The 10074-nt window shown below is 42.9% G+C and carries 9 protein-coding genes, 1 tRNA gene and 1 pseudogene; all 11 read right to left on the bottom strand.

Translation table 11 applies throughout. The features are described 5' to 3' along the window. Positions 1-2170 (bottom strand): DNA-directed RNA polymerase subunit beta' (rpoC, locus tag JZU62_RS01795; protein ID WP_295011319.1); only part of this gene is annotated, 2170 nt, incomplete at its 3' end. Further along, positions 2163-6308, bottom strand: a complete 4146-nt coding sequence (gene rpoB, locus JZU62_RS01790; RefSeq protein ID WP_295011317.1) for a DNA-directed RNA polymerase subunit beta — start codon at positions 6306-6308, stop codon at positions 2163-2165. The genes rpoB and rpoC, both read right to left, overlap by 8 nt. Before the next feature lie 165 nt (positions 6309-6473). Further along, positions 6474-6842: a 50S ribosomal protein L7/L12 gene (gene rplL / locus JZU62_RS01785; RefSeq protein ID WP_294896204.1), complete on the bottom strand. Its 369-nt coding sequence runs from the start codon at positions 6840-6842 to the stop codon at positions 6474-6476. A 65-nt stretch (positions 6843-6907) separates the two neighbouring features. Next, a complete protein-coding gene (gene rplJ / locus JZU62_RS01780) occupies positions 6908-7393 on the bottom strand; it encodes a 50S ribosomal protein L10 (RefSeq protein ID WP_295011315.1) in 486 nt (161 codons plus the stop codon). Between the two features lie 122 nt (positions 7394-7515). Further along, positions 7516-8211 (bottom strand): 50S ribosomal protein L1, encoded by a 696-nt coding sequence (gene rplA / locus JZU62_RS01775; RefSeq protein WP_295011313.1) that lies wholly within the window; start codon positions 8209-8211, stop codon positions 7516-7518. Between the two features lie 68 nt (positions 8212-8279). Beyond that, positions 8280-8705, bottom strand: a complete 426-nt coding sequence (gene rplK, locus JZU62_RS01770; protein WP_015654570.1) for a 50S ribosomal protein L11 — start codon at positions 8703-8705, stop codon at positions 8280-8282. A 21-nt stretch (positions 8706-8726) separates the two neighbouring features. Then, positions 8727-9257, bottom strand: a complete 531-nt coding sequence (gene nusG / locus JZU62_RS01765) for a transcription termination/antitermination protein NusG (RefSeq protein WP_295011311.1) — start codon at positions 9255-9257, stop codon at positions 8727-8729. Positions 9258-9266: 9 nt separating this feature from the next. After that, positions 9267-9452: a preprotein translocase subunit SecE gene (gene secE, locus JZU62_RS01760; protein WP_295011310.1), complete on the bottom strand. Its 186-nt coding sequence runs from the start codon at positions 9450-9452 to the stop codon at positions 9267-9269. Between the two features lie 63 nt (positions 9453-9515). Beyond that, positions 9516-9591 (bottom strand) — tRNA-Trp (locus JZU62_RS01755). Positions 9592-9620: 29 nt separating this feature from the next. Then, the gene (gene rpmG / locus JZU62_RS01750; protein ID WP_295011308.1) at positions 9621-9773 is read right to left on the bottom strand and encodes a 50S ribosomal protein L33; all 153 of its coding nucleotides are present in this window, start codon (positions 9771-9773) and stop codon (positions 9621-9623) included. Positions 9774-9811: 38 nt separating this feature from the next. After that, positions 9812-10074 (bottom strand): annotated as a pseudogene (tuf, locus tag JZU62_RS01745) (elongation factor Tu); the annotation flags it as partial.

The raw sequence follows: 10074 nt of genomic DNA, 5'->3' as shown, positions 1-10074 counted from the left end.
GAATTTGAGCCGCAGAACCACGCGCTCCAGAGTCCGCCATCATAAAGATCGAGTTGAATCCCGCTTTATCGTTTTGGATCAACTCCATCATTCCGCCCGCAACAGTATTGTTCGTATCCGTCCAGACGTCAATGATTTTGTTATAACGTTCTTGCTCAGTCAATAGACCCGCTTCGAACTGTTTTTGAATCTCTTTAACACGATTTTTAGAACTAACGATCAATCCCGCTTTCATTTCAGGGATAATGATATCCGTGATAGAGATTGAAACACCCGATTTAGTCGCATATTTGAAACCAAGATTTTTCAAATCATCCAAGAAACCGGCAGTTACCGCGATTCCTCCGTGTTTGTTGACATAGTCAACAAGGATAGAGATGTTTTTCTTTTTCATCACAACATTCCACAATTCTGCAGGTACGAATTCAGGAAGAATATCTTGAAGAATCATACGTCCCGCAGTAGTATGGATAACACGACCCTCAACACGGGTACGTACTTTTGCGTGCAAATCAAGCGCATTGTGCTCTAGCGCGATCATAATCTCATCAACATTGCTGAAAAGTTTATTCGATCCTTTCACATCATTTTTGCCAAGTGTCAAATAATAAAGACCCAAGACCATATCTTGTGAAGGAGTTGCAATCGCTTTACCCGATGCAGGGAGCAAGATGTTCATCGATGAGAGCATCAATACTTTACACTCCGCAATCGCTTCAGCTGAAAGTGGAACGTGAACCGCCATTTGGTCACCGTCGAAGTCCGCATTGAAGGCGGCACAAACGAGAGGGTGCAATTGGATCGCTTTACCATCGATCAGTTTCGGGTGAAACGCTTGGATAGACAATTTGTGAAGCGTAGGTGCACGGTTAAGCATAACCGGATACCCCTCAACGATCTCTGCAAGACACTCCCAAACTTCATTGGTTTTCTCTTCGATCATTTTTTTCGCCGCTTTCACGGTGGTCGCATACCCTTTATCTTCGAGTTTTGCGATCAAATGAGGTTTGAAAAGTTCCAATGCCATTTGTTTCGGTAGTCCGCACTGATCCATTTGAAGGTTTGGTCCAACAACGATAACCGAACGTCCCGAGAAGTCAACACGTTTACCGAGTAAATTCTGACGGAAACGCCCTTGTTTACCTTTGATAATCTCAGAGAGAGATTTCAATGGACGTTTGTTTGCACCTTTAACGGCATTTGCACGGCGACCGTTGTCGAACAACGCATCAACCGCTTCTTGTAACATACGTTTTTCATTGCGAACAATAATTTCCGGTGCTTCAAGCTCGATAAGACGTTTAAGACGTTGGTTACGGTTAATAACACGGCGATAGAGGTCATTGACATCTGATACCGCGAATTTTCCACCATCGAGACTTACCAACGGGCGAAGTTCAGGAGGCAATACCGGCAATGCAGTGAGCATCATCCAAGCAGGGTTATTTCCTGAATTCAAAAATGACTCGATAACTTTCAAACGTTTAACGATGGTTTTACGTTTCGCTTCTGAATTGGTTTTGGTTACTTCTTCTTTCAATGAAGAGAAAAGATCCACCAAATCGAGTTCATCAAGCAATTCACGAACCGCTGATCCACCCATCTCTGCAGAGAATCCGCTGTCTCCGTAACGTTGTACGAGGGTACGGTATTGTTCTTCGTTCAATACATCGTATTTAAGAACCGCAGAGGTTTGCTCACCGTCATAGTATGCTTCTCCACCTGTTTTAACGATGTACGCTTCGTAATACAATACGCGTTCAAGGTCTTTCATTTTTACGCCGAGGAGTGTTCCGATACGGCTTGGAAGTGAACTAACATACCAGATATGGGCTACCGGAGTAACGAGATCAATGTGTCCCATACGGGTACGGCGAACTTTTGCCGAGGTTACTTCAACCCCACATTTTTCACAAATAACACCTTTGTAACGCATTTTTTTGTATTTTCCGCACAAACATTCGTAATCACGAACCGGTCCGAAAATTTTGGCACAAAACAATCCATCACGTTCCGGTTTAAGGGTACGGTAGTTGATAGTTTCTGGTTTTTTAACTTCACCATGACTCCATGAGAGAACTCTCTCAGGAGACGCGAGTCGAAATTGGATTTGTTTAATATCGACTGGGCGATTCTCTTCTGTTACGGCAACCGGTACTAATTTACTCATTGTCATCCACCTCGTCAAAAATCTCAATATCGAGCGCCAACGCTTGGAGCTCTTTGGTTAATACGAACAATGTTTCAGGGATACCGGATGGCGGTACACTTTCACCTTTCGTAATTGCTTTATAAGCACGAACACGTCCGTCAACGTCATCCGATTTAATCGTCAACATCTCTTTAAGGACGGCAGAAGCACCGTATGCTTCAAGAGCCCATACTTCCATCTCTCCGAAACGTTGTCCGCCGAAGAGTGCTTTACCACCGACCGGTTGTTGGGTAACGAGAGAGTATGGTCCGGTTGAACGTGCATGGACTTTCTCATCAACCAAGTGATGAAGTTTGAGCATGTACATGTAACCGACGTTAACGCGTTCTTTCATTTGATCGCCCGTTTTACCGTCGAACAATACCATTTTTCCATCATCGTCGAGTTTTGCCAATGCGAAAAGTTTTGCAAACTCCGCTTCAGTAACCCCTTCGAAAATTGGGGTTGCAAATTTAACCCCTTTTGACCAATCTTGTGCATAGCCAAGGAGAGTTTGATCATCCATGTCGCTAAGCACTTTTGCAGCGTTCATAAGACCCGCTACATCAGCAAAAGAGATCATTTTAGCGCGAAGTTCGCCGATAAACTCTTTTTGTTTCGCTTCGAAAATTTCTTGGATTTGGAACCCAAGTTCTTTACCGACCATACCAAGGTGCATCTCAAGGATTTGCCCGATATTCATACGAGATGGAACCCCGAGCGGATTCAAACAAACGTCGACAGAGCGACCGTTTGCCATGTACGGCATGTCAACTTGAGGAACGATCGTCGAAACGATACCTTTATTCCCGTGACGTCCCGCCATTTTATCCCCGACTTTGAGTTTACGTTTTGTCGCGATATACACTTTTACAAATTTAACAACACCGTTTGGAAGGATGTCATCTTTTTCCAAGATAGAGAGTTTTTCTTCGTGTTCGTCACGGAATTTTTTCTTCTCTTTTTGGAAATGGTTTTTCGTTTGGTTGTATTTTTCTTGAATATCGTCGCTGAATGCTTTAACAACATTATTCATCGCGAAACGGTTAACCTCTTTAAGATCATCCGCTTTGACGTTTTCACCCGCTTTATACTCGTTGCCATTGATGCTTACATCACTGAGCAATGGGTGTTTAGTGAGCAAAGAAACGATACGAAGCATCTCTTCTTTGTCGATCATCAAAAGACGGTCATAATGTTCGCGTTCTAACTCGTCACGCTCTTGTTTTTCAAGTTCGAGGGTACGTGGATCTTTGTCGTATCCTTTTTTCGTGAATACTTTAACGTCAACAACAACGCCTTCCATACTTGGTGTACAGTAGAGTGATTTGTTGACCACGTGACCCGCTTTTTCACCGAAGATAGCGCGTAGTAAACGCTCTTCAGGAGTCGGTTTTACTTCACCTTTCGGAGAAACTTTACCGACGAGGATCATTCCACCTTGAACATACGTACCGATTTTAACGATACCGCTGTCATCAAGGTGAGAGAGTTCATCATCACGAACGTTCGGGATATCACGAGTAATCTCTTCGACACCGTGTTTGAGTTCGCGTGCTTCTGCCTCTTTTTCATAAATATGAACCGAGGTAAATGCGTCTTCACGGATCATGCGCTCAGACATAACGATAGCATCCTCAAAGTTGTATCCGTTCCACGGCATAAAGGCAACAAGTGCATTGATACCAAGTGCCAACTCACCTTGATCCATGTTCGGACCATCTGCGATGATTTGACCTTTCGTTACCATTTGTCCTTGTTTAACGATCGGTTTTTGCAAGAATGTCGTATTTTGGTTGGTACGAAGATTTTTTTGCAACGGATAGTAATCGATAAACGTTCCATCTTCGTCTTCACCCATCACGTAGATGTGTTTAGAGTCAACTTTCTCAACCACACCGCTACGATCTGCTTTTACACACTCCCATGAATCGCGAGCCACGAGTTTTTCAACCCCTGTTCCGACCATCGGCGCTTCAGGACGCAACAACGGCACCGCTTGGCGTTGCATGTTCGATCCCATAAGGGCACGGTTCGCGTCATCGTGTTCCAAGAACGGAATCAAGCTCGCGGCAACACCGACAACCATATGTGGTGTCAAGTCACGAAGTTCACAATCTTTTGGTGAAACCAGAGGATACTCACCATCTTGACGTGTTTCAACCAAATCATCAAGGAAGTTTCCGTTTTCATCAACACGGCTAGATGCTGCTGCAATGACTTTACCTTCTTCTTGGGTCGCTGTCAAATAAACAACTTCTTTCGTTACGACACCGTCTTTGACAACGTTATACGGAGCTTCGATAAATCCGTGCTCATTAACTTTCGAGTAGGTTGCCAATGTATTGATCAAACCGATGTTTTGTCCCTCAGGAGTCTCAATCGGACAGATACGACCGTAATGTGTCGGGTGAACGTCACGCACTTCAAATCCGGCACGCTCTTTTACGAGACCGCCCTCTCCGAGTGCTGAAAGACGACGTTTATGGGTAACTTCCGACAACGGATTCGTTTGGTCCATAAATTGTGACAATTGTCCGCCGCTGAAAAACTCCATGATAGTAGAAGTGATCATTTTTGAGTTGATCAAATCGTGCGGCATCAACTCAGTGGTCGGTCCGCTCATCGTTGAGAGTTTATCTTTGATCGCTTTTTGCATTTTGATCAAACCGTTGTGTAACTCGTTACCGAGCAACTCACCGATTGAACGGATACGTCGGTTACCGAGGTGGTCACGGTCATCGATATGACCTTGTCCGTTTTTAACTTTTACAACGTATTTAACAGTATTAATAATATCTTCGTTGGTCAAAACAGTCACATACTCAGGAATATTAAGTCCCAATTTGTGATTCATTTTCATACGACCGACGCGGGTCAAATCATAACGTTCCGGATCAAAGAACAATTGATTAACGAAAACCTTCGCCGCTTCTTTTGTTACCGGCTCACCAGGACGCATTACTTTGTAAATACGGATCGCGGCAAGATCGTTTTCATCTTCAATGGTTTCAGTTTGTTTGAGCAATTTCAATGAATCGGCATCCGCAATGAATGCGTTGATGATAGAGCTATCGTGCCCTTCTGCAAGGTCATTCGCGATGATAAACTCTTTAACGCCCGCTTCGAGCATTTTTTTGAGTTTAGTCTCATCCAACTGAGCCATAGTGTCAAACATCACTTCGCCGGTCTCAGAGTCGATGATCGGCTCTGCCAAATGACGTTCGATCAAAGTTTCAATCGGATACTGGATTGCAGTAACACCCTCAGAGATCAATTTTTCCGCTTTTTTAGCAGATAAACGTTTCCCCGCAGCAACGAGCAATTTGCCATCGCTGTCAACCAAATCGTATCCAAGACGTCCAGCAAACTGTTCAGGATCGAAATCCATCAAGTATTTGTTATCTTCTAAACGTATTTTTTGTAACGGATAGAACATTTTTAGGATGTCTTGTTTGCTGTATCCGAGTGCACGGAACATAATAGTAACCGGTACTTTACGGCGTTTGTTGATACGCATGTAAAGGATATCTTTCGGATCGTACTCAAAATAGAGCCATGAACCGCGGTCAGGGATAATTTGACCGGTAAAGATCATTTTACTTCCCGCTGTGGTTGATTCTTCTTCTTTGAAGATAACACCTGGAGAGCGGTGAAGCTGATTAACGACGACACGTTCAACACCATTGATAACGAATGATGTACGTTCTGTCATCAAAGGGATATCACGGATAAAGATCGTTTGTTCTTTGATATCTTTAACACCGGTTTTTTCTTTGGTGTTTTCGTCACGATCCCAAATCATAAGACGTGTTTTCATACGTAACGATACTGAATAAGTCAATCCGCGTTCCATACATTCACGTACAGTATACTTAGGACGTCCTACTTCAGAGCCAAGATACTCAAGAGAGAGACGGTTTTGTGAATCATGAATCGGGAATACCGATTGGAATACGCGCTCGATACCGCTTTTGGTACGATCTTTTTGATCTAACATCAAAAATGATTCATACGAACTTTGTTGAAGTTGTAAAAGGTTCGGTACTTCAATTTGCTGGGGAGTTTTCGCGAAATCAACGCGTAAGCGGTTTCCGGAGTGAAGAGTGTTTAACATAGGCTACCTCAATCGAAGTTTTTGATCCCATAGGGATAAGTGCAAAGTCTATGACTCAAGCGTCCTTGAGTCTATAACGACGTATGGGCACTTTACGAAAGGGTTAAAAACCCGCTTCGTAAAGTGCCCTGTGGGAGGTGGAGGCACGGATGCCTCCGATCAAATTTATTTGATTTCGACGGCAGCGCCAGCTTCTTCAAGCTCTTTTTTCGCTGCTTCAGCATCTTGTTTAGAGATACCTTCTTTAATAGTTGTAGGAGCGCCTTCAACTGCATCTTTAGCCTCTTTAAGACCAAGACCAGTCATTGCACGTACTACTTTAATAACGTTGATTTTTTTGTCACCACCGTCTTTCAAGATAACATCGAATTCAGTTTTTTCTTCTGCAGCTTCTGCAACAACAGCAGCACCAGCAACCGCTACCGGTTGAGCAGATACTCCGAATTTTTCTTCGAATTCTTTTACAAGCTCAGAAAGCTCGAGGACAGAAAGGTTTGAGATAAACTCAAGAACGTCTTGTTTTGTAACAGCCATAGTAATTCTCCTATAAGTATTTTTTTTATGCTGATAATAAAATCAGCGATTTTTCAAAGCGGTGATTAAGCCGCTTCTTCTTCTTTTTTGCGTTTAAGCGCATCGAGTCCGATTGTAAAGTTGCGAACTGGTCCCATCCATACAGATGCCAACATTCCAAGCAACTCTTCGCGTCCCGGTAGGGTAGCAAATGCACGAACTTTCGTTTCATCAGCGGCTTCACCGTCAATGTAAGCAGTTCGGATAACAAACTTATCATTTGCTTTTGCGAAATCTACCGCTGTTTTAGAAGCAGCGATAGCGTCAGCTCCCCAAACAAAGATATTGGTATCTTTAATTTCGATGCCGCTCATTTCTGCGTTGTTCAAAGCGATAGTAGCAAGTGTATTTTTAATAACTTGTACTTTAGTCTCTTTTTCACGTGCAATTTTACGGAGTGATTCGAGTTCAGATACTGCTAAACCGCGATAGTCACACATAATAACTGCTGCAGAAGATTTGAACTCATTAGTTAGAGTACTAACAATCTCAGATTTCTGTGATTTATTCATAGTTTCTCCTTTCCAGACATACAACTTCAAGCGGGGCAGATAGTTCTGATTAAGGCGCAAGCCCCCTACTGTCTTCAGTCCATAAGATAAAGACGAAGCGATGCTTCGTCATTCAAGAGTGATTAACGGATGTCCAATAACTCTTGTGTTTCGAATTTGATTGCTGGGCTCATTGTCAATGACAAAGCTGCATTTTTGATGTAGCGCCCCTTAGCAGTTGATGGTTTTGCACGGTTGATAGCACCGACAAACGCTTTAATATTTTCTTCAATTTTATCTGTATCGAAACTCACTTTACCGATACCGGCATGGATGTTCCCTTTTTTGTCAACACGGAAATTTACTTGTCCGCCTTTAACATTGCCGACTGCTTTTGCGATATCCGCTGTAACAGTTCCTGTTTTAGGATTCGGCATCATCCCTTTTGGCCCGAGGATACGTCCTACTTGACCGACAAGTCCCATACAATCCGGTGCAGCAACAACGATATCGAAGTTGATGTTACCCGCTTTGATTTGCTCAACCAAATCATCGCTTCCGACGATATCAGCACCGGCAGCTTTTGCTTCATCCGCTTTTGCACCTTTTGCGAAAACCGCAACACGAACCACTTTTCCTGTGCCGTGAGGAAGTACAACAGCACCACGGATCATTTGGTCAGCGTGACGTGGGTCAACACCAAGATTAAGTGCAATTTCAACGGTTTCGTCGAATTTTGCTGATTTAAGTTCTTTTACGAATGCCGCAGCGTCCGCAACAGAATAGCTTTTAGCCATATCTATTTTTTCACTAAGTTGTTTGTAGCGTTTTCCAGCCATTTGAATTCTCCAATATTAGAATCTGCCGCAAGATTTAGCCTCTTTGCGGTCGAAGAGTAGTGTAGAAATTAATCTACGATATCAACACCCATTGAACGTGCAGAACCGGCGATTGTAGCAGCTGCTGCATCGATGTCATCTGTGTTCATGTCTTGAATTTTTTGCTTAACGATTTCCATCAATTGAGCTTTAGTGATTTTACCCACTTTGTTTTTCATCGGATTATCAGTCCCTTTTTTAAGACCAGCCGCTTTCATGATGAGAGCAGATGCCGGAGGCTGTTTTGTGATGAATGAAAACGTTTTGTCCGCATATACAGTAATAACAACAGGGAGTTTAAAACCTGCCTTATCTTTTGTACGCTCGTTGAACGCCTTACAAAATTCCATGATGTTAACACCACGTTGACCGAGTGCTGGTCCAACCGGAGGGGCTGGATTAGCAGCGCCGGCTTGTACTTGCAACTTGATGTAGCCCGTAATTTTCTTTGCCATTTGTGCTTCCTTTTTTTGAGATTAAATTATTTTTTCGACTTGGGTGTACGAGATATCTACCGGAGTACTACGTCCGAAGATAGAAACATTAAGTTTCAACGTACCGTGTTCAAGATCGTATTCATCAACTGTACCGGTGAAATTCGCGAAAGGACCGTCCACGATACGAACCATCTCTCCGTTATCGAAGAATACTTTAGGTTTCGGAGCCGAACGATTCGTTACACGATCCAAGATAACGGCAATGTCATTCTCGCTAAGTGGCGTTGGTTTATTTGATTCACCGATAAATCCAGCTACACGAGGTAATGATTGTATACGGTGCTGTAGATCGATGCTAAGATCCATGTTAGCAAATACATACCCTGAGTACAATGAACGCTCAGTGATTTTCTTTTTGCCGTTTTTTACTTCGATAACATCTTCTGTCGGGACAATTACTTCGGTAATAACCTCTTGAAGATTGTTTTCAGCAATAATATTTTCGATAGCGGCTCTAACACTGCGCTCGCTACCTGCATACGTTTGAATCGAGTACCAACGATGTGCCATGTTTTTTCCTTAACTCAAAATAGCCGAAACGGTTGACGACATGATAAAATCTACCAATGCTAAGAACAATACGACAAACGTAACCACAGCGATAACGGCAATGAATGCCTGTTTTACTTGTGGTTTTGTTGGAAAAATGACTTTTGCAAGTTCCATTTTCGCATTGTGAATAGTTTGACTGAATGTGTTTTTCATTTATTGTATCCTCAGGACATTTCCAACGAATAAAGCTCGTAAGCATCATTAGTAGAAAATGGGTGGCAGGCCAGGAGGGATTCGAACCCCCAACAATCGGATTTGGAATCCGGCGCTCTACCATTGGAACTACTGACCTATATTAGAATCCCCTTAAGGGGAAACGACTTAAAGTTTTGCTTCTTTATGAATCGTGTGTTCACGACAAAATTTACAAAACTTACGTACTGAAAATTTTTCAGTATGAGTTTTTTTGTTTTTAGTGGTGTGATAGTTACGACGAGTACACTTTTCACAACCTAAATGGATAATATCACGCATGTTTTACCTTATGAATCCAACCCGAGGGTTGGGGAAAATTATGCAAGGATTTTAGAAACAACCCCAGCGCCGACAGTACGTCCGCCTTCACGGATAGCAAAACGAGTACCTTCTTCCATAGCGATTGGGTGAATCAATTCAGCATTGATTTTCACGTTATCACCAGGCATAACCATTTCAGTACCTTCTTGCAAGGTGATAGCACCTGTACAGTCAGTTGTACGAACATAGAATTGTGGGCGGTAGCCGTTGAAGAATGGAGTATGACGTCCACCCTCTTCTTTGCTCAATACATAAATCT

The sequence above is a fragment of the Sulfuricurvum sp. genome (genome assembly GCF_019163035.1).
Classification (GTDB): Bacteria; Campylobacterota; Campylobacteria; order Campylobacterales; family Sulfurimonadaceae; genus Sulfuricurvum.
This window is presented reverse-complemented; position numbering and strand designations above follow the sequence as displayed.

Excerpts from the sequence above, each read along its gene's own strand:
- rplK (WP_015654570.1), bottom strand. The coding sequence starts at position 8,705 with ATGGCAAAGAAAATTACGGGCTACATCAAGTTGCAAGTACAAGCCGGC.
- rpoB (WP_295011317.1), bottom strand. The coding sequence starts at position 6,308 with ATGTTAAACACTCTTCACTCCGGAAACCGCTTACGCGTTGATTTCGCG.
- secE (WP_295011310.1), bottom strand. The coding sequence starts at position 9,452 with ATGAAAAACACATTCAGTCAAACTATTCACAATGCGAAAATGGAACTT.
- rplJ (WP_295011315.1), bottom strand. The coding sequence starts at position 7,393 with ATGAATAAATCACAGAAATCTGAGATTGTTAGTACTCTAACTAATGAG.
- rpmG (WP_295011308.1), bottom strand. The coding sequence starts at position 9,773 with ATGCGTGATATTATCCATTTAGGTTGTGAAAAGTGTACTCGTCGTAAC.
- nusG (WP_295011311.1), bottom strand. The coding sequence starts at position 9,257 with ATGGCACATCGTTGGTACTCGATTCAAACGTATGCAGGTAGCGAGCGC.
- rplL (WP_294896204.1), bottom strand. The coding sequence starts at position 6,842 with ATGGCTGTTACAAAACAAGACGTTCTTGAGTTTATCTCAAACCTTTCT.
- rplA (WP_295011313.1), bottom strand. The coding sequence starts at position 8,211 with ATGGCTGGAAAACGCTACAAACAACTTAGTGAAAAAATAGATATGGCT.